The organism is Bacteroides sp. 3_1_23 (assembly GCF_000162555.1).
In the GTDB taxonomy this organism is placed as follows: Bacteria; Bacteroidota; Bacteroidia; order Bacteroidales; family Bacteroidaceae; genus Bacteroides; species Bacteroides ovatus.
The window spans coordinates 533,912-553,000 of sequence record NZ_GG774954.1 but is presented as its reverse complement, the minus strand read 5'-3'; the positions used below and the strand labels follow the sequence as shown (position 1 = coordinate 553,000).

18 protein-coding genes are annotated in these 19,089 nt (G+C 44.8%); 8 read left to right on the top strand and 10 right to left on the bottom strand.

Annotation, left to right across the window (positions count from 1 at the left end; translation table 11 throughout):
* Positions 1-12: 12 nt before the first annotated feature.
* Complete coding sequence (locus HMPREF9010_RS06685; RefSeq protein ID WP_008650399.1) at positions 13-1,053, bottom strand: N-acetylmuramoyl-L-alanine amidase; 1,041 nt, start codon at positions 1,051-1,053, stop codon at positions 13-15.
* Between the two features lie 129 nt (positions 1,054-1,182).
* On the opposite strand from HMPREF9010_RS06685, the gene HMPREF9010_RS06690 reads away from it, so the two are divergent.
* Both HMPREF9010_RS06690 and HMPREF9010_RS06695 read left to right on the top strand, forming a co-directional pair.
* Entirely contained in the window at positions 1,183-2,463 is a 1,281-nt protein-coding gene (locus HMPREF9010_RS06690; protein ID WP_008650398.1) for an O-acetylhomoserine aminocarboxypropyltransferase/cysteine synthase family protein, read from the top strand.
* A 41-nt stretch (positions 2,464-2,504) separates the two neighbouring features.
* A complete protein-coding gene (locus tag HMPREF9010_RS06695) occupies positions 2,505-3,401 on the top strand; it encodes an MBL fold metallo-hydrolase (RefSeq protein WP_008650397.1) in 897 nt (298 codons plus the stop codon).
* Between the two features lie 15 nt (positions 3,402-3,416).
* Here the strand turns inward: HMPREF9010_RS06695 and HMPREF9010_RS06700 are convergent, their stop codons facing one another.
* The 5 genes from HMPREF9010_RS06700 to HMPREF9010_RS06720 all read right to left on the bottom strand — a co-directional run bounded on the left by HMPREF9010_RS06700 (position 3,417) and on the right by HMPREF9010_RS06720 (position 10,870).
* Positions 3,417-4,307, bottom strand: coding sequence for a hypothetical protein (locus tag HMPREF9010_RS06700; protein ID WP_008650396.1), 891 nt, complete (start codon positions 4,305-4,307; stop codon positions 3,417-3,419).
* Positions 4,308-4,398: 91 nt separating this feature from the next.
* Positions 4,399-5,025, bottom strand: coding sequence for an HU family DNA-binding protein (locus tag HMPREF9010_RS06705; protein WP_004306889.1), 627 nt, complete (start codon positions 5,023-5,025; stop codon positions 4,399-4,401).
* 284 nt (positions 5,026-5,309) lie between these two features.
* Entirely contained in the window at positions 5,310-5,816 is a 507-nt protein-coding gene (gene imm9 / locus HMPREF9010_RS06710; protein WP_008650395.1) for an Imm9 family immunity protein, read from the bottom strand.
* 234 nt (positions 5,817-6,050) lie between these two features.
* On the bottom strand, positions 6,051-8,300 hold the full coding sequence (locus tag HMPREF9010_RS06715; RefSeq protein WP_004308971.1) for an inorganic phosphate transporter: 2,250 nt from the start codon (positions 8,298-8,300) through the stop codon (positions 6,051-6,053).
* A 482-nt stretch (positions 8,301-8,782) separates the two neighbouring features.
* A complete protein-coding gene (locus tag HMPREF9010_RS06720) occupies positions 8,783-10,870 on the bottom strand; it encodes an RNA degradosome polyphosphate kinase (protein ID WP_008650394.1) in 2,088 nt (695 codons plus the stop codon).
* Between the two features lie 55 nt (positions 10,871-10,925).
* Between HMPREF9010_RS06720 and HMPREF9010_RS06725 the strand changes: the two genes are divergently transcribed.
* The 3 genes from HMPREF9010_RS06725 (at position 10,926) to rfbB (ending at position 13,547) form a co-directional block, all read left to right on the top strand.
* Positions 10,926-11,420 carry a metallophosphoesterase family protein gene (locus HMPREF9010_RS06725; RefSeq protein WP_008650393.1) on the top strand — a complete coding sequence of 165 codons (495 nt, stop codon included), beginning with the start codon at positions 10,926-10,928 and terminating at the stop codon, positions 11,418-11,420.
* A 99-nt stretch (positions 11,421-11,519) separates the two neighbouring features.
* Entirely contained in the window at positions 11,520-12,389 is an 870-nt protein-coding gene (rfbA, locus tag HMPREF9010_RS06730; RefSeq protein ID WP_004296806.1) for a glucose-1-phosphate thymidylyltransferase RfbA, read from the top strand.
* A 21-nt stretch (positions 12,390-12,410) separates the two neighbouring features.
* Positions 12,411-13,547 (top strand): dTDP-glucose 4,6-dehydratase, encoded by a 1,137-nt coding sequence (rfbB, locus tag HMPREF9010_RS06735; protein WP_004296805.1) that lies wholly within the window; start codon positions 12,411-12,413, stop codon positions 13,545-13,547.
* A 3-nt stretch (positions 13,548-13,550) separates the two neighbouring features.
* Here the strand turns inward: rfbB and HMPREF9010_RS06740 are convergent, their stop codons facing one another.
* Positions 13,551-14,444, bottom strand: a complete 894-nt coding sequence (locus HMPREF9010_RS06740; RefSeq protein ID WP_008650392.1) for a 1,4-dihydroxy-2-naphthoate polyprenyltransferase — start codon at positions 14,442-14,444, stop codon at positions 13,551-13,553.
* An 88-nt stretch (positions 14,445-14,532) separates the two neighbouring features.
* Between HMPREF9010_RS06740 and HMPREF9010_RS06745 the strand changes: the two genes are divergently transcribed.
* Positions 14,533-15,594 carry a metallophosphoesterase gene (locus tag HMPREF9010_RS06745; protein WP_004306886.1) on the top strand — a complete coding sequence of 354 codons (1,062 nt, stop codon included), beginning with the start codon at positions 14,533-14,535 and terminating at the stop codon, positions 15,592-15,594.
* Here the strand turns inward: HMPREF9010_RS06745 and nadD are convergent.
* The 3 genes from nadD to HMPREF9010_RS06760 are packed head-to-tail and all read right to left on the bottom strand — an operon-like array spanning position 15,569 to position 17,644.
* Positions 15,569-16,156 carry a nicotinate (nicotinamide) nucleotide adenylyltransferase gene (gene nadD, locus HMPREF9010_RS06750; RefSeq protein WP_004326037.1) on the bottom strand — a complete coding sequence of 196 codons (588 nt, stop codon included), beginning with the start codon at positions 16,154-16,156 and terminating at the stop codon, positions 15,569-15,571. The two genes, HMPREF9010_RS06745 and nadD, sit on opposite strands and share 26 nt — an antisense overlap.
* Positions 16,153-16,719, bottom strand: coding sequence for a guanylate kinase (gene gmk / locus HMPREF9010_RS06755; protein WP_004306884.1), 567 nt, complete (start codon positions 16,717-16,719; stop codon positions 16,153-16,155). Before gmk ends, nadD begins: the two co-directional genes overlap by 4 nt.
* A 43-nt stretch (positions 16,720-16,762) precedes the next feature.
* On the bottom strand, positions 16,763-17,644 hold the full coding sequence (locus HMPREF9010_RS06760; RefSeq protein WP_008650391.1) for a YicC/YloC family endoribonuclease: 882 nt from the start codon (positions 17,642-17,644) through the stop codon (positions 16,763-16,765).
* An 89-nt stretch (positions 17,645-17,733) separates the two neighbouring features.
* Here HMPREF9010_RS06760 and tsaB point away from each other — a divergent pair, with 89 nt between their 5' ends.
* Entirely contained in the window at positions 17,734-18,423 is a 690-nt protein-coding gene (tsaB, locus tag HMPREF9010_RS06765; RefSeq protein WP_032852843.1) for a tRNA (adenosine(37)-N6)-threonylcarbamoyltransferase complex dimerization subunit type 1 TsaB, read from the top strand.
* Between the two features lie 36 nt (positions 18,424-18,459).
* Complete coding sequence (locus HMPREF9010_RS06770; protein WP_004296797.1) at positions 18,460-19,071, top strand: DUF4290 domain-containing protein; 612 nt, start codon at positions 18,460-18,462, stop codon at positions 19,069-19,071.
* Positions 19,072-19,089 lie beyond the last annotated feature (18 nt).

The window sequence follows — 19,089 nt, the reverse complement described above, 5'->3', positions numbered from 1 at the left end:
GAAGTAAAAATGTTATTTCTTCTCCTTGTAGTCTTTCAGGAAGCCTTCCATCAGCCATTTGGCGAGTGCCTGACGATTGGAATTCATCACCAACCGACGCTGATCGAACGTATTCTGGATATTACCCAACTCCACAAAGACGGAAGCGGGAGTGGTATGGGAAAGTACGTATAAGTTACGCCCACTTACTGTGCCGGAAAAGCCCCGGTTGGGTTGATGTTTATCGTACTTTGACTCAAACGTATTTTTCATATTATTCGCCAATCGTTTGCTTTCTCCCTTTTTATTCGAATAATAGAAAAAGACATCCGTTTGTTTTCCCTTACTACGGCTATCAATATGAATAAAAATCGCCCTGCAATAAGAGTAGTTCTTACGGTCTTTCCGGTAAAGAGCGTTTATTTTATCACAGCGTTGCTGTAAGCGTTGCACCTGATTCAAAGGAATTGGATCACCCATACAAGTCTCCCGTTTACTGTTTGACAGGTATGAATCATCACGGATACCATCTTTAGCATCTTGAATGATAATACGGACTTCGGCCCCTTCCTGCATCAGGTTACGTGCCAGACGAAGGGCAATATCATAAGCGTATTCATCTTCGTGCAGTTCGTATTTACCAACTTTCCCGATAGCACCCGGATCAGGACCTCCATGTCCGCTGACCACATAGAAGCAAGCACCGGCAAGACGGTTGGAAGTGACTTTCACATCAGCCAGTTGTTTTCCAAACAGAGGCTGATTGAGGGTAGTTCCTATTTTTGTTGATTTAGCTTTCGGAGATTGTTGCTTTGTCCCGGTATTTCCGGAAGGTGATTTCTTGATGGGAGGAATAACATACGTCACGCCCACTTTAAGCACATTGTTCTTTCCCAGTTTCTGTTTATTCAGCTCAATAAAGTCGTCGTAATACTTCTTCGGAGAGCGGTTGTGCCTTAATAGAAAAGAAGAGATACCTTCACCCGCCTTCGGGGTTGCCTTCTGCTGTGCCCAAAGAGTTGTGCCCGAAAAAAGAAAAGCTAAGAATAAAAGAATATAGAGTTTATTTTTCATAACTACATTAACTATCTCCTTCGCAAGAGTATCATTTCACTCATAAACAGGGCAAAAATACAATTATTTTCCCTACTTTTGCAGCATTAAAACATTTTTTGAAATAAAACATTAAAACCCGATAACATTATGGCAAAACAATTCAAACCGGAAACCCTGTGTGTACAGGCAGGATGGACGCCTAAAAAAGGCGAACCACGCGTATTGCCCATCTATCAAAGTACAACTTTCAAATACGATACCAGCGAGCAGATGGCCCGCCTGTTCGACCTGGAAGACAGTGGTTACTTTTATACCCGCCTGCAAAATCCAACGAATGACGCTGTTGCCGCCAAAATCGCTACCCTTGAAGGTGGTGTAGCCGCTATGCTGACTTCCAGCGGCCAGGCTGCCAACTTCTATGCCATTTTTAATATCTGTCAGGCAGGAGATCACTTTGTTTGCTCTTCCGCTATTTACGGAGGTACGTTCAACCTGTTTGGCGTGACCATGAAGAAGCTAGGCATCGATGTGACTTTCGTTAATCCGGATGCCAGCGAAGAAGAAATTTCTGCAGCTTTCAAACCGAATACAAAAGCTTTATTCGGTGAAACGATTTCCAACCCTTCTCTTGAAGTACTGGATATTGAGAAATTTGCACGCATTGCACACAGTCACGGGGTTCCCTTGATTGTTGACAACACTTTCCCGACCCCGATCAACTGCCGCCCATTTGAATGGGGAGCTGACATCGTGGTTCATTCTACTACCAAATACATGGACGGACACGCTACAAGCGTAGGTGGCTGTATCGTAGACAGCGGTAATTTTGACTGGGATGCTCATGCTGAAAAATTCCCGGGACTTTGTACTCCGGACGAGTCATACCACGGACTGACTTATACCAAAGCATTCGGCAAAGGTGCTTATATCACCAAAGCAACTGCCCAACTGATGCGTGACCTCGGCAGCATCCAAAGCCCGCAAAATTCTTTCTTATTGAATCTGGGACTTGAAACGTTGCACCTGCGTATGCCTCAACACTGCCGCAACGCGCAGAAAGTAGCCGAATATCTTTCTAAAAATGAGAAAGTTGCCTGGGTAAACTATTGCGGACTGCCGGACAATAAATATTATAGCCTTGCACAGAAATATATGCCGAATGGTTCCTGCGGAGTCATCTCCTTCGGACTGAAAGGCGGACGTGACGTATCTATCAAGTTTATGGATTCACTGGAATTCATTGCGATCGTTACTCACGTGGCGGATGCACGTAGTTGCGTGCTCCATCCGGCGAGCCATACTCACCGCCAGTTGACGGATGAGCAACTGATGGAAGCAGGTGTACGCCCGGACTTGATCCGTCTATCGGTAGGTATCGAAAATGCGGATGATATTATTGCTGATATCGAACAGGCATTGAACGCATAAGAATACCGTAAAGGTATAAAATAATAAGAGAAGGCACGGGAATGAAATATTTCCCGTGCCTTCTTATTTTCCACAAAAAGAAAGTTAATTTCGCAAAGAATCATTTCAAATATGAACCGATAAATCTTCTCGGATGTTTATCTTTGCAGGGAACCAAATTCTGTACAGATATGAAAAAGAATCTATTATTAGCATTCGTATTATGCTTTTCTTACGGATTTTCTTATTCCCATTCATTTAACAACCCAACTAACCTGACTACAAAGATGCAAAACTTTGAAATGGATTCATTTACCACCCAAAATGGGAAAAGCCTGAAGATCACTTTCTTCAGACATGCGAGCTTATTGCTGGAATATGCAGGACAAAAAATATTCGTTGATCCAGTATCCGATTACGCCGACTATACACAACAGCCGAAGGCGGATTTCATCCTGATTACGCATGAACATGGAGACCATTTCGATACCAAAGCAATAGCAGCTATCGAAACAAGCGGGACTAGAATTATTGCTAATCCTAATTGCCGGAAAATGCTGAACAGAGGACAGGAAATGAAGAACGGTGATGTGCTTCAACTGGCAGATGATATGAAACTGGAAGCCGTACCGGCCTATAATACGACTCCCGGCAGAGATAAGTTCCATCCCAAAGGACGTGACAACGGCTATATTCTTACTCTGGGAGGGACCCGCATCTATATCGCCGGAGATACAGAAGATATTCCAGAACTAAACCAAGTGAAAGATATTGATATCGCTTTCCTGCCAGTCAACCAACCCTACACCATGACACCGGAACAAGCGATACGTGCAACTCAAATTATCAAGCCGCACATTTTGTATCCTTATCATTACGGAGATACGGATATCAATAAAGTAAAAGAAGGATTGAAAAATGAGAAAACAACCGAAGTACGTATACGGGCTTTACAATAAAGCCCGTACAAATGATTACAAATCCTCCGCAGATAAACTGAAGATCATTGTATCCACCCAATATACAACCGTTCTATCTGCAGGTAAAACATCTTCGAGATAAGGTGAATCAGATACATCTTCCAACCATGCCGTAGTAATCGGACCTCTTTCTCTTGTAAGACTTTGAGTTCCTAAATACGGGCTAAAATTAAAGAAGGTGTGTTGTTTCTCTACATCATTTTCACCTTTATATGTAAAGACAAAAGCTTTTTTCTGTTTTCCAGCCAGTGAAGCCCATTCTATCCGATATGTCCCTTCAACAAGCACCTGTTCATCCTTTGTTTTATAGGTGAATTTCCCTCCTTCTCCTTCTTCAGATAAACGATACACATCATCCGGTCGTAACACACAGATATCTCCCTTATTAATAAAAGAATAAAAAGCCATTGCCGCATTCACCTTCTTCTGCAAGTCCTCTTCTGCGTCCAATAACAACATATCTTCACTAGGTCTGGACACTTGGAATTCAGGCTGGTCGAGACATGTAAATGTCAGTACACCATAAGAAACCGTAACAGGCAGCGTGACATAATTACCATCCTTATCACTAACAGTAACCGTTACTTTCCCTTTTTTACCGTGTGAGCTAAGCCATAACCTATTATCGTTGACTGTCGCCGTCACAATCGTTTCATCGGAGCTTTGCGCCGAGTAGCCACCTTTTCCATTAGCTATCCCGATATTCTCCGCTTCCCATCCATTAAGATACAGGACTGTAGAAGAAATCGTGTTCGTACAGGTTCCCGTTTCGTCGATTAATTCGGAACCGCTAAATAAAATAATCTCTGCATCATCTTGACAGGCTGATATACAAAAAGTCATGAGAGAGAGGAGAAAGAAGCCTAATAAAGTTTTTGTTTTCATATTTTCAGTGGTATGGTTAAATCGCGATTTATGTCATTGTTTTACAAAGATATAAAGTATTTGTATAGTATCATCATACAAATATGATGAATTATGTTTTCTTTATATACACCCGATGTGTTCCTCTACCATCAATCCCGATACCGGAACCGGGTGTATACGCCCATTGACGCAATTCATTGGTAGCCGTTGTGCGCAGCAGACCTGTCAGTCTCCGGTATTCGTAGACCGTCAGAAAAGAATGTTCCTCCAGATATCTAACAGCCAATGCTAGTCGTTGCTCCGGTGTATACTTCTGTGAAGAGCGTTGCGACTTCCACGGAGCTCTTTCCAGCAGACATCTTCCGTTGATACGCCTCACCATCTTCCTGTCTACACGAAAGTTCACGCTCCCCACCACAATGCTTCGTGCGTTACGATGGGTTTCACCCTCTCCGGTCTTTTCGCGTTCTTTATCTTTGCATAACGCCAACGAAGGAGAGAATGTTCCGATACCATCCAGCTTCACAGACTTGCCTTCTGCCATCTGATGTGCCATTTCAATACCGATCTGTGTAATTACGCCTTCCACATCTCCGACATTAAAACCACTGCTGGATGCTATCTGACGTATTAAATCCTCGGTAGATACCTGATCTATCATTGCAAACCGAGGATAAAGTACCTGTTCGCCCGTTCCATGAATATCGGGCATTTCTTCCATTACGTACATTGCCATAATACTAAAGTTTATTTGAAATATTGATTATTAATAGAAAACTTACTCGCTATAGGTAGAAAACTTGTTCTCCCCTACAGGAAAAGTTGTTTTTCCTATAGGACAAACTAAAACCGCAAGTTCTGGTTTTATAACTGAAACTTCTGATTACATAATCAAAAGTTCCGGTTTTATAATCAGAACTTGCGGTTATAGTTTTCTTACCAACAAAGATACGTTTTCCTGCCGGGATAAGCAAGTTTAATCCCTATGAAAAAGAAGTTTGATTACAATTCAGTTACTTATCACCGTTTCTTTACTTTATATCCTTTCAGGGTAAAACCAACTTCAAACAGGTTCAAAAGGGCTATCCGGATGTTATCTTCTATATAAGTTCCCATATTATCATATTTTGCAAAGTTGACGGGAAGGAGTCTGTTATTCCTCCTAAAGCTTTCATCCGGTATTTTACCCGTAAAACGTCCTTTCTTCTTCACTCCCCAACGAATGGTTTTACTACAAGGAAGAGGTATACCTATCGTCAGTACTTTTTCTTTAGTTACCGTATCGGTGATTCCATGTTTCCAGATACTGATATGGTTGGCTCCCAAATAAGTGCCGATATAAAGGACAACGGTCAGCGTCCAATCGTCCAAAGCCTCATCGGTTTGAATACCATTCACCAAATCAGAGAAATAGCCTTCAACCATTTCTCTGTCAAAACAGTTTAGTTCAGGCCATTCACATTTCTCAAACAGTTGATGCACATTGACAGGAACCAGTAAGGTGGTTATTTCTAACTGATATTTCATTCATTTCGTTTTTATATCATTGCATCTAAAATCGTCTCAAGTATCTTATCGACTATAAATATACAATTTTACCAGATCAAATACTAAAGAATAGAGCTTTTTTTAAACCTATTTCTGAAAAAGAAAGGACTGTTTGATACACCCCCTCCTATGTAAACAGGGTTTATCAGACAGTCCTTTCCGTGCGGAGTATGATTCGTCCGTTATTCAGTGGACGATCCTTGCTTTTCGTCCTTACGGCATTTCAGTTTCTATCTGGAATTTACGGCTTACTTTCATCAAATTGATGGTATAAGTGACTACGTTCTGTGCTTCCTGAACCATCGTGAGATACACCATGCTCACCCGGATGCTTCCTGATTGGCTTTGGATGCGTTGCAGTTCCTTACGTTTCAATAGTGAAAGCTGTCCGTTGAGGTCGTTGGCACGACGGATTTCTTCTTCGAAGTCGTTGTACTCGTTGTTTTCCATTTTCTTACGACACTGCTGAATCAGATAGGTGATATCTTCGGATACATCGCTGAATTCACCTTTCTGGATGGCGTCCAATGGGTTGAAGTTGTTGTCGATATGTTCGAGGCAAGGTTCGCAGAGGCGGGAAATACTGTAGACCAATTCGCTGGCGAAGTCGTTGCCTTGATAGTAATAAAGTCCTTTTTCGAGTACGGTGTTATTGTCGAGACGACACATGGCGACGGTGCCCGAACGTTTCATCTGTTTGATGAGCTGTTTCTCAAATTTAGTGGACCCCATGGCACGACGCAATCCTCGCAGATTTTCATGAAGGAATGAAGTGACAGTCAGTTCGAAATTTGTTTCTGCATATTCCAATACTTTGGAAAGTTCTTCGCGGGTGTGCTTACGCATCAGTTGCAGGGCTTCTGTGCTGTCTGTGGTTTGCATCAGTTGCTTCAGCGTTTCGTTACCTTGTTCTTTCGCTTTGCGTTTCTTGTACATCACCTGGCTACGGATCAAGATGAATACAGCTATACCGATGAGGGCGATGATAGAGATGTTACCTCCATAATGGAGTACGAGAGCTACGAAGAAACAGATGGTGAAGGCGGCTCCGGCGGTGATGAACCAGCCTCCGATGACGCTTAATACGCCGGTGATACGGTAAACGGCTGAATCACGTCCCCAGGCGCGGTCGGCCAAAGAAGTACCCATAGCTACCATGAAGGTTACGTAGGTGGTGGAAAGGGGAAGTTTCAGGGAGGTTCCCAAGGCGATGAGCAGACCGGCCAATACCAGGTTGACAGAAGCGCGGACAAGGTCGAAAGCAGCTCCGTCGGCAATGATTGCTTCGTCTTTGCGGAAGCGGGAGTCAAGCCATTTTTTGCTACCGTCCGGCATTATTCGGGAGATTCCATTGGCAAGTGTCATGCTGATGCGGACTACTGTGCGGGCGATCGGAGTACTTCCGAATGCTTCTTCTCCTTCATCTTGGCGGGAAAGGTCGACAGATGTTTTAATTACAGCATGTGCTTTTTTAGAGGTGCAGAGGGCGTAGACCATGACGGCTCCGGCTCCGATAAGAAAATACCACGGTGTTTTAGCAGGTCCCAGCAAGGAGGTCATCAGGAAGCCGTTCGGATTTCCTTCTCCGTTGGCGGTGTAATCTAAAAAAGAGGAGAAACCTGCGAGGGGAACGCCAATAAAGTTGACAAGGTCGTTACCGGCAAAAGCGAGAGCCAGAGCGAAGGTTCCCATCAGTACGACGACTTTGAAAACATTGATTTTCATCCAGTGAAGGATTTGCATCAGTACGGTGAAGAATACAAAGAAAACGGTGATTAGCATCAGTGTGTTGTCTTGTATCCAGTGTTTGTTTTCAGAGGTCATGAAGGAGCTGTCTTTCAGTCCTTTGATAAGCATGAAATAGATGATAGCGGTAGCGGCTACACCTCCGAAGAGGGCAATGCTGTATTTCATCTTTTTCGTATAGTTGAAAGTGAATATCACACGGGCAAGCCATTGTACAAGCATTCCGAAGAAGAAGGCGATAGCGACGGAGACGAAGATCGCCATGATGACGGAGAGGGCTTTGTCGGTGTTTATGAGGTCGCCCAGACCGAGGGTATCGCTATTATGTACTTTGATAAGTGAGAGGGCAAAGGTACCTCCGAGTAGTTCAAAGACTAGTGAAACGGTGGTAGAGGTGGGCATCCCCATGGAGTTGAATACGTCCAGCAGTACTACGTCGGTCAACATGACGGCCAGCAGAATGCACATGATTTCGGCAAAGTAGAAGTGCTCGGGCTGGTAGATGCCGTGCCGGGCAATGTCCATCATACCGTTGGACAGGGAAGCGCCAATGAATATACCAATACCGGCTATGAAAAGAATGGTTTTAAACGAAGCGGCCTTGGCGCCTACCGCAGAGTTCAAAAAGTTAACTGCATCATTACTGACTCCGACTATCAGATCGAAAACAGCTAGTACAAAGAGGAAGATGATAATGCATAAATAAATAGTCTCCATAATAAATATATGTGTATGTTGTTTCCGGCTGCAAAGGACGGGATTTGACGTTGCAGGGAGGTGTCATACATGTTACATTTATGTTACAATCGTCTTTCTTTTGTCTCGTAATCGTCTTTCTTTTGTCTTGAAACAAAAGAAAGAAGCAAAGAAAAATTCAAGGCTGACTTTTTTCTCCTACTCGCTCCCTGCACTGCGCTAAAGGGCAGAAACTCGCTACGCTCAAACAGTCTGCCCTTTTTGACGCTCCGTTACGGGGGCTCGCTTGACGGAGAAAAAAGTAGGCCGGAGGGGCGTGCGGGGTGGGCGTTGTGGGGGAGGTTGCATGAGATGTCGGTGTGGTTGTTGCGAGGGAAGCCATGTAGTAAGGGCGTATAACGGGGGATGTGCAGCGGGAACGTTGCGGGAAGGCCGTGTGGGGCGTTGTAAGTTGCAGGACACGGGTATGGGATTCTTATGTTAGTTAATTAGTTGGTTGTTTTTTAGTTATTTGTTTTGTTTAACCAGTCATAGAAGGTGTATTGGGCTCGTACAGCGGGGGTGCCGGGCGCTCTTTTTTTGAATATATTTCGCAGGTTGTCGTCTACCCAGCAGGCTTTTTGGTTGTCGGCGAGCTGGATATTAAGCATTTCGATGAGGCTGTCACGCAGGTCGGGGGCGAGAATGGGGGTGATGGCTTCGATGCGGCGGTAGAGGTTACGACGCATCCAGTCGGGGGAGCCCATGAAGACTTTGGGTTTGCCGTCGTTGCCGAAGTACCAGATGCGGGCGTGTTCGAGGAAACTGTCTACAATACGGGTGACACGAATGTTACGACTGTATGACTGTCCGGGGATAAGACAACAGATTCCACGGACGATGAGATCTATTTGTACGCCGTGTTCGGAGGCTTCGTAGAGACGGTCAATCATGGCGGGGTCTTGGAGGGCGTTCATTTTTAGGATGATACGGCCTTGTTTGCCTTCGTCGGCGAGGGCGATTTCCCGATCAATCAGGCGGTTCAATTCGGGGATGAGGTTGAAACGGGCGACAAGAAGGGTGGTGAACTTCGGGTCTTCTTTTCCTTGCAGGGTGCGGAAGAGGTTATAGAGGTCGGCCACTATCTTCGGGCGGCAGGTGAAAAGGCCACAGTCGGCGTAGAGGGTGGCGGTCTTTTCATTAAAGTTACCGGTGCTGATATAGGCGTAGCTGGGTATTTTTTCACCGTTCAGTCCGCGGCGGCGGATAAGGGCTACTTTGGCGTGTACTTTCAGACCGGGTATGCTGTATATTATTTTAATGCCGGCGGCTTGCATCATTTCGGCCGTGGCAAGGTTGTTTTCTTCGTCGAAACGGGCTTTCAGTTCCACGAATACGGTGACTTTCTTGCCGTTTTGGGCGGCGGCTATCAGGGTGTTGATGACGGCGGAGTTTTCAGCTACGCGGTATTGGGTTACCATGATTTCACGGGTTTCCGGGTTGTGCACGGCTTCATACAGGAAGTGGATGAAGTGCTCGAAAGAGTGATAAGGGTAATATAATAACAGGTCCTTCTTGGCAACGTAGTTGAAGATAGATTCTTTTTCGTCGAGGATGGTCAGCTTCATTGGCTTCGGCTTTTCGAGGCTGTGAAGAGATTTGTTCGGGTTGGGAAGATGACACAGGTCTTCAAGATTCAGGTGCTTGTCGCCGGGGACAAGTTCATCACGCTGAATATGGAAGGCGTCTACCAGAAAGTCCAGAAAGTCATGAGGCATACCACGGTCGTAGACGAAACGGCAGACGTCACCGATCTTACGTTTCTTCACTTTCTTCTTGAGTTGAGCGACAAGGTCGGCACTGCTGGCGGTGTCGTCAATCAATATGTCAGCGTCACGGGAGATTTTGATGCAGTAGCTGGAATCAACATCGTAGCCGGGGAAAATAAGGTTGAGGTTTGCCTTGATTATATCTTCGGTAAACATCAGGTAATGGTTTTTCTCGCGGGATGGAAGTTCGATGAAGCGGGGCACTTTGGCGTAGGGTTGCTTCATCACGAAGTAAAGAGGTTGCCGGGATTCTGTCAGACTGGTAGTTCCTTCATTTCCTTCTTTCTTCGGATAGACTCGTATGGCCAGGTAAAGGCGGTTATCCCGCAGGAAGGAGACTATTTTATCTTTGGATACAGGCACAGGCTGCAGGTAGGGAAAAATTTCTTCCCGGAAAAAGTCTTTAATAAACTGCTGGTGGAACGGTTCTACATGTCTGTCCTGATAAAAGATGATGTGATTCTTGCGCAGGGCAGGTAGTAGTTTCTCTTCATAAATGCGTACACGGTCATCCAGCTGGCGGGTGACTTCTTTATTTATTTCTTCTACCAGTTCGCGGGCGGATTGTACAGTTTCTTCATCACTTTCCGTAGCGCCGGAGGCAACAGCTTTATGGTCGGCTACACGGATTTTGTAAAACTCTTCGAGGTTGGAAGAGTAGATAGAGATGAAGTTGATACGTTCGTAGAGCGGTAGACGCTCGTCCAGAGCCTCCAACAATACGCGATAATTAAATGAGAGCCAACTAATATCTCGCTTGAAATAATTATATTTGCTTTCCATGTGCTTTAAGATTTTTCCAAATATAGTATCTTTGTGGGATTAAACAAAGAAATTTATGACAAGAATTGGATTATTATCTGATACTCACGCTTACTGGGACGAGAAATATCTGGAATATTTTGAACCATGTGACGAAATCTGGCATGCCGGAGACATCGGTTCGCTGGAAGTAGCGGAAAGGTTAGCCGCCTTCCGTCCATTCCGGGCGGTATATGGAAATATTGACGGACAGGAAATCAGAAAGCTGTATCCGCAAATAAACCGTTTCACGGTAGATGGTGCAGAAGTGCTGATTAAACATATCGGCGGTTATCCGGGGAAATACGATCCTTCCATCATCGGCAGTCTGATGACACGTCCGCCCAAACTTTTTATCAGCGGACATTCTCATATATTAAAGGTGAAATATGATAAAACGCTGGATATGTTGCATATTAATCCGGGAGCTGCCGGCATGTCCGGTTTCCACAAAGTACGGACTTTGGTACGTTTTGTTATCAACCAGGGGGCCTTTCAGGACTTGGAAGTCATCGAATTGGCGGACAAATAAAATAAATGTTCCTGCCAGATTGAAAAATTATTTTAAAATTTTGCCACGTCGGAATTCTTTCCGACCTTTGCACGCAGTTAATGAATAACTCAGACGAACATGAAAGGAATTATTCTAGCCGGTGGTAGTGCCACCCGACTTTATCCGCTCTCTAAAGCGATTTCCAAACAAATCATGCCTGTGTATGACAAGCCGATGATTTATTATCCGTTGTCAACACTTATGTTGGCAGGAATACGCGAAGTGTTGATTATTTCGACTCCACGCGATTTGCCGATGTTCCGCGACTTGTTGGGAACGGGTGAGGAACTGGGTATGTCTTTCTCCTATAAAATTCAGGAACAACCTAACGGACTGGCACAAGCTTTCGTATTGGGAGCCGATTTCCTGAACGGCGAACCGGGCTGTCTGATTCTTGGGGATAATATGTTTTACGGACAGGGCTTTTCCGCCATGCTCCGCCGGGCTGCCAATATAGAAAAGGGCGCCTGCATCTTCGGTTACTACGTGAAAGACCCGCGCGCTTATGGTGTAGTGGAATTTGACGAACAGGGAAAAGTGATTTCACTGGAAGAAAAGCCGGAAGTGCCGAAAAGCAATTATGCCGTTCCGGGACTTTATTTCTACGATGCCAGTGTGACGGAAAAAGCAGCGGCTCTTCGTCCTTCAGCACGTGGAGAGTATGAGATAACAGACTTGAACCGTCTGTATCTGGAAGAAGGTACATTGAAAGTGGAACTCTTCGGACGCGGATTTGCATGGCTCGATACGGGTAACTGCGACAGTCTGCTGGAAGCTTCCAACTTCGTGGCCACTATTCAGAACCGCCAAGGTTTTTACGTCAGCTGTATTGAAGAAATCGCCTGGCGTCAGGGATGGATTCCGACGGAGCAGTTGCTTCTACTGGGTCAACAGCTCGAAAAAACCGAGTATGGAAAGTACCTTATCGAATTGGCTAAACAATCCTAAAATCAACATAAAGAATAAAATATGAAAACTTATCTAGTGACCGGTGCCGCAGGATTTATCGGGGCAAATTACATCAAGTACATCTTAGCCAAACATAACGACATCAAAGTCGTGATATTGGACGCTTTGACGTATGCAGGTAACTTAGGAACGATTGCCAAAGACATCGACAACGAACGCTGTGTCTTTATCAAAGGAGACATTTGTAGCCGCGATGTGGTAGACGGTCTTTTTGCTGAGTATCGTTTTGACTATGTGGTGAATTTCGCTGCCGAGAGCCATGTGGACCGCAGCATTGAAAATCCGCAGCTGTTTCTGATTACCAACATTCTCGGAACACAGAACTTACTGGATTGTGCACGCCGTGCATGGGTGATGGGGAAAGACGAACAAGGATATCCGACCTGGAGAAAAGGTGTACGCTATCATCAGGTATCTACCGATGAGGTGTATGGTTCATTGGGAGCCGAAGGGTATTTCACTGAAGCAACTCCGCTTTGTCCTCACAGCCCATACAGTGCTTCTAAGACAAGTGCAGACATGGTGGTAATGGCTTACCACGACACTTATAAAATGCCGGTAACGATTACCCGTTGCTCCAACAACTACGGTCCGTACCACTTCCCGGAAAAATTGATTCCGTTGATTATCAAGAATATCCTCGAAGGAAAGCATCTCCCCGTCTACGGTGACGGTAGCAATGTGCGCGACTGGCTTTATGTGGAAGACCACTGCAAAGCAATCGACCTCGTTGTGCGTGAAGGTCAAGACGGAGAAGTGTACAACGTTGGTGGACACAACGAGAAAACAAACCTCGAAATCGTGAAACTGACAATTTCGACTATCCACCGTCTGATGGCAGAAAATCCCGAATATCGTCAGGTTCTCAAAAAGAAAGTGAAAGACGAAAACGGAGATATTTCGATCGAATGGATCAACGAAGATCTGATTACTTTCGTTAAGGACCGTCTGGGACACGACCAACGTTATGCTATCGACCCCACCAAGATAACAAATGCCTTAGGATGGTATCCCGAAACTAAATTCGAGGTCGGTATCGTAAAGACAATCGAATGGTATTTAGCCAACCAAGCTTGGGTGGAAGAAGTTACCAGCGGAGATTATCAGGGTTACTACGAAAAGATGTACGGGAAATGATTCTCAATTTATCAACATTCCTATTGCAATAAGAATACCCATAAGCAGCATATTACGCGAAGTCTCGCCTAATATGCTGTTTAATTTTTTACCGCTGTATATTTTCACCATCCGTTTCCAGGTAAGGAAATGAGGGATCAGATAAAGTTGCGGAAGAAAAGCGGCGTAGAAATGACCTTCACGAAGGAAACACAAGCAGAGAAGAGAAGCGGTAATCCCCAGCATCAAATAAAAATAGCGACCGAATTTCTCGCCGAAACGAACGATCACTGTCCTTTTTCCACTGCGTGCATCCGCTTCGCGGTCACGATAATTATTGACTACCAACAATGTATCGATAAGCAGTCCGCAGATTAAAGAGGCGATAGTGACATCCGGTGTCCAGGTTAGCGCCTGTACGTAATATGTTCCGCCTACAGGTACAAAGCCGAAAAAGACAATCACCAATACATCGCCCCAACCGTTGTAAGAAAGAGGATAAGGACCGGTGGTATAAAGAAAAGCAAATAACACACAAAGCACTCCTACGATAATCAATTCCCACCCGGCAAAGAAGAGCAACGTACAGCCGATAAGGCAGGCAAGAGCAACTGTAATAACAATCCCGGTTTTCATCGCTTGCGGAGAAATCCATCCTTGCGCACAAGCACGTTCGGGGCCTAACCGGTCTTCCCGGTCTGTTCCTTTGAGGAAGTCGAAAAGGTCATTGATGAAATTAGCGGCAATTTGCATCAGACTTGCAAACAGACAGCAGATCAGTGCAGGCAACCAGTGAAAACGTCCGTCCATTGCAGCAAGAGCAGTACCTATCATAACCGGAGTTATGGCCCCTGTCAGCGTTTTGGGACGTGCAGCTAATATCCATGCTTGTAGCGAGTTACGCTTTACTTCTTCCATACTTTAATATATTATAAATAGTTTTGACGGACAAAGATACATGATTTTTCGTATCTTTGCACCCCGAAAAACTTCAAACTAAGAGAAGATGAAGAAAATAAAAACAATCTACCCTGTTATCCTGTTGACATTGCTTTTGCTGGTTTCCTGTAAGTCGAAAAAGAATATGGTGGCTACCTTGCCACGCCCTGTTTTAAATTCAGATTCTATTTATCCGGATACGGCTAATGCCATAGCCGGGTTATTCTCCCCCGACCACTCGCAACTCAAAGAGCTGAATGTTTCCAAAAACAAAAAGCAGAATACAAAGGAAAAGACTTCTACCGATACACACGAATCGTCGGATCTGGTACTGCGGGGAACAAAAATCACTTCTTCCAGCGTAGATGTATCTTCTGTCTATACCGGAGTGGACCGTGTAGTAAAATATGACTTTACACACCGCGATGTTCCCGAAGCCTTTGAAGGTTTCCGTATCGCTTTCATTTCCGACTTACACTACAAAAGTCTGCTGAAAGAGAAAGGTCTGAACGACCTTGTCCGCCTGCTGATTGCTCAAAAGGCTGATGTGCTTCTAATGGGTGGTGACTATCAGGAAGGTTGTGAATATGTGGAACCTTTGTTTTCCGCACTGGCACGCGTAAAAACACCGATGGGCACTTATGGGGTAATGGGCAATAACGACTACGAACGTTGCCACGACGATATTGTGAATACAATGAAACATTACGGCATGCGTCCGTTAGAACATGAAGTAGATACGCTTCGTAAAGACGGGCAGCAGATCATTATCGCTGGAGTGCGCAATCCTTTTGATCTGGGGCGCAACGGAGTATCGCCTACTCTGGCACTCTCTCCCAAAGATTTTGTCATCTTACTGGTTCATACTCCGGATTACATCGAAGATGTTTCAGTAGCTAACACCGACCTTGCCCTGGCAGGACACACCCACGGCGGACAAGTCCGTGTATTCGGAGTTGCCCCGGCACTTAACTCACACTATGGCAATCGTTTCATCACCGGACTGGCATATAATTCTGCAAAAATACCTTTGATTATAACAAACGGAATAGGAACCTCCAAATTACCAATCCGTGTCGGCGCTCCGGCGGAAATCATCGTTATTACTCTTCATCGATTAACGGAGTAAACTGGATAGCCTCCCAAGCCTTTGGATGCACAAAGTATCGAACATCTTTCCCTGCATCCAGTGCTTCTCGAATAAAAGTAGAACTGATTTCAAATACAGGAGAATGAACGAGACGCACCGTTTCCGGCAATTCCTCCTCTTTGACGGGAAAGCCGGGACGGGGGTAAATAAGAATCTGATTCTCTTTAATGATACGTTCGGACTGATACCAATATCCAAAACGTTCCCAATTATCGGAACCGATAATGAAATAAAACTCGCGATCGGGAAATGCCTCACGCAGTTTCTCCAACGTATATACGCTATATGAGGGGCGAGGCAAATGAAACTCAAAATCTGAAGCCTGAAAACGAGGATAGTCACTGATGCTCAACTTTACCAGTTCGAGACGTAATTCATCATTCCATAACTTCTCCTGTGCTTTCAAAGGATTCTGCGGACTCACCATAAACCAGATCTCATCCAATCCTTCATACTCGCAAAGGTAGTTGGCTAGAGCAAGATGTCCGATGTGAATCGGATTGAATGATCCGCTGAAGATTCCGGTTTTCTGCTTATTCATTGTTCCAAAAACTCTTTGATAACTTTCAAAGCTTCCGCTTTAGCTGTTTCCAAATTGTCATTGACAATCACACAATCGAATTGCGGAGCAAAACCCAATTCATATTCCGCCTTAGCGATGCGACTTTCAATCACTTCCGGCGCATCCGTTCCGCGTCCTTCCAACCGGCAGCGTAATTCTTCCACCGAAGGCGGCTGGATAAACACCGACAACGCACGATCACCATAAAACTTCTTGATATTGCATCCGCCAACCACATCTACATCAAACACCACATTCTGACCCGCTTCCAATTGCTTTTCTACCTGCGCTTTCAGCGTTCCGTAATAACGGTCCTTATACACCTCCTCATACTCCAGAAATTCGTTGTTCTCAATGCGTTGACGAAATTCTTCCGGTGTAAGGAAGAAATATTCAACCCCATGCTGCTCCGTTCCACGCGGAGGACGGCTGGTAGCAGAAATTGAAAACGCTAAATTCAAATTCTGCGTCAGCAGATAATTGATTATAGTAGATTTGCCCGAACCCGACGGAGCAGAGAAAATAATTAGCTTACCGGTCATAAGTTTAATGAAGAATTAAGAATTAAAAATGATAGATACTGTTTTACATCACGTTCAGCACCTGTTCCTTAATCTGTTCCAGTTCATCCTTCATCTGAACTACGATCTTCTGCATTTCAGCATGATTGGACTTGCTGCCTAACGTATTGATCTCCCGACCCATTTCCTGGGCGATAAAACCAAGCTTCTTACCCTGTCCGCTACCACTTTCCATCGTGCTGATGAAATATTTCAGATGGTTGCTAAGACGTTGTTTTTCCTCGTTGACATCCAGTTTTTCGATGTAGTAAATCAGTTCCTGTTCCAGACGATTCTTGTCGTAGTCTACGCTTAACGTCTTTTCGAGAGCATCAGTGATGCGTTCCTTCACTTTCTCTACACGTTCTTTCTCGTAAGGAGCAATCTGTTCGAGCAAACTGTTGATGTTGGCAATCTTCTCACGGAATTTCTTTTCCAATGCAGCCCCCTCCTGTTTGCGGAAATCGACCAAATGACTGATGGCTTCAAGTATGGTAGCATGCACCATGCTCCATTCCTCTTCCGTCAGTTCCTGGATTTCCGTTTTCGTCATCACGTCCGGCATGCGGAGTAATAGTTGGAGCCAGTCTTCCGGTGCGGGACAAGGAATCCCCAGTTCGCGGCTTATCGAATCCAACTGGCTATAATAACTTTTCAGTACATCCTTATTGATGGGAGCAGCATCCGCACCCTCCTTCTTCTCTATCCACAGGCTGAAGTCAGCTTTTCCACGTTCCAGAACTTTAGAAATCTCATTACGGATTTCAATCTCTTTTTCACGATACGCCGGAGCGATGCGAGTGGACAAATCCATTGCCTTGCTGTTGAGCGACTTGATTTCTACATTTATTTTTTTATCAGGAAGTTCGGCCGTAGCTTTACCGTATCCTGTCATAGACTGTATCATAACCTTAAAGTTTTGTGCAAAAGTACACGAATATTTTAAGAATTGGAAATAATCATGTAAATTTGCGACAATTTAATAAGCTGATTTTTATGTCGTGTATACTGAATATTGAAACCTCTACCTCTGTTTGCTCGGTAGCGGCCAGTCAAGACGGACAGACGATTTTTGTGAAAGAAGACTTGCAAGGCCCTTCACACGCCGTGTCTTTAGGAGTTTTTGTAGATGAAGCATTGTCGTTCATAGACAGTCATGCCATCCCTTTGGATGCCGTTGCAGTGAGTTGCGGACCGGGTTCGTACACCGGACTCCGAATCGGGGTTTCTATGGCGAAAGGAATTTGTTACGGGCGCAATATCCCCTTGATCGGTATCCCGACGCTGGAAGTATTGAGTGTTCCGGTGCTGTTGTATCACGACTTGCCCGAAAACGCTTTGCTTTGTCCGATGATCGACGCCCGCCGCATGGAAGTATATGCAGCCGTCTATGACCGTCGTCTACAAGTGAAACGTACAGTTGCCGCCGACATCGTAGATGAGAACTCTTACCTGGAGTTCCTGAACGAACAACCGGTTTATTTCTTTGGAAACGGAGCCGACAAATGCCGCGAACAGATCACGCATCCGAACGCACATTTTATCGACAATATCCATCCGTTGGCTAAAATGATGTTCCCACTGGCAGAAAAAGCAGTGGCCGATGAAGACTATAAAGACGTGGCTTACTTCGAACCTTTCTACCTGAAAGAATTCGTTGCCTCCATGCCGAAAAAGCTTCTTTAATTTTTTAATTTTTAATTCTCAATTTTAATTTAACAAATGCAATACAATACTCAACAGAAAAGAATGCCGCTTCCCGAATACGGACGTAGCATCCAGAACATGGTAGATTATGCGTTGACCATTCAGGATCGTGCAGAACGTCAGCGTTGTGCCAACACCATCATCAACATTATGGGAAATATGTTCCCCCATTTGCGTGATGTACCCGATTTCAAGCACAAGCTTTGGGACCACCTGGCTATCATGTCCGGTTTTGAGCTGGATATTGACTATCCGTATGAAATCATCCGCAAGGACAATCTGGTGACCCGCCCGGACCATATCCCCTACTCCACTGCCCGTATGCGTTACCGTCACTACGGACATACGCTGGAAGTACTGATAAAAAAAGCGATCGAATTCCCTGAAGGAAACGAAAAGAGAAACCTGATTGCCCTTATCTGCAACCACATGAAAAAGGATTACCTGGCATGGAACAAAGATACAGTGGACGACAAAAAGATTGCCGAAGACCTATACGAACTGTCTAACGGGGAACTCCAAATGACCGACGATATCGTCCGGCTGATGGCAGAACGCCTGAATCAGAACTACCGTCCGAAGACGAACTATACCAACAATCGTCAAAACAATAAAAGAAGATACTAAAACACTTTATACTTAATA

Bases quoted from the DNA above. Each gene is read 5' to 3' on its own strand.
- HMPREF9010_RS06720 (WP_008650394.1), bottom strand. From the start codon at position 10,870: ATGGAAAGCAAATATAATTATTTCAAGCGAGATATTAGTTGGCTCTCA.
- HMPREF9010_RS06685 (WP_008650399.1), bottom strand. From the start codon at position 1,053: ATGAAAAATAAACTCTATATTCTTTTATTCTTAGCTTTTCTTTTTTCG.
- HMPREF9010_RS06725 (WP_008650393.1), top strand. From the start codon at position 10,926: ATGACAAGAATTGGATTATTATCTGATACTCACGCTTACTGGGACGAG.
- nadD (WP_004326037.1), bottom strand. From the start codon at position 16,156: ATGAATAAGCAGAAAACCGGAATCTTCAGCGGATCATTCAATCCGATT.
- gmk (WP_004306884.1), bottom strand. From the start codon at position 16,719: ATGACCGGTAAGCTAATTATTTTCTCTGCTCCGTCGGGTTCGGGCAAA.
- rfbA (WP_004296806.1), top strand. From the start codon at position 11,520: ATGAAAGGAATTATTCTAGCCGGTGGTAGTGCCACCCGACTTTATCCG.
- HMPREF9010_RS06705 (WP_004306889.1), bottom strand. From the start codon at position 5,025: ATGGCAATGTACGTAATGGAAGAAATGCCCGATATTCATGGAACGGGC.
- HMPREF9010_RS06690 (WP_008650398.1), top strand. From the start codon at position 1,183: ATGGCAAAACAATTCAAACCGGAAACCCTGTGTGTACAGGCAGGATGG.
- rfbB (WP_004296805.1), top strand. From the start codon at position 12,411: ATGAAAACTTATCTAGTGACCGGTGCCGCAGGATTTATCGGGGCAAAT.
- HMPREF9010_RS06715 (WP_004308971.1), bottom strand. From the start codon at position 8,300: ATGGAGACTATTTATTTATGCATTATCATCTTCCTCTTTGTACTAGCT.
- HMPREF9010_RS06760 (WP_008650391.1), bottom strand. From the start codon at position 17,644: ATGATACAGTCTATGACAGGATACGGTAAAGCTACGGCCGAACTTCCT.
- HMPREF9010_RS06740 (WP_008650392.1), bottom strand. From the start codon at position 14,444: ATGGAAGAAGTAAAGCGTAACTCGCTACAAGCATGGATATTAGCTGCA.
- HMPREF9010_RS06700 (WP_008650396.1), bottom strand. From the start codon at position 4,307: ATGAAAACAAAAACTTTATTAGGCTTCTTTCTCCTCTCTCTCATGACT.
- HMPREF9010_RS06745 (WP_004306886.1), top strand. From the start codon at position 14,533: ATGAAGAAAATAAAAACAATCTACCCTGTTATCCTGTTGACATTGCTT.
- tsaB (WP_032852843.1), top strand. From the start codon at position 17,734: ATGTCGTGTATACTGAATATTGAAACCTCTACCTCTGTTTGCTCGGTA.
- HMPREF9010_RS06695 (WP_008650397.1), top strand. From the start codon at position 2,505: ATGAAATATTTCCCGTGCCTTCTTATTTTCCACAAAAAGAAAGTTAAT.
- HMPREF9010_RS06770 (WP_004296797.1), top strand. From the start codon at position 18,460: ATGCAATACAATACTCAACAGAAAAGAATGCCGCTTCCCGAATACGGA.
- imm9 (WP_008650395.1), bottom strand. From the start codon at position 5,816: ATGAAATATCAGTTAGAAATAACCACCTTACTGGTTCCTGTCAATGTG.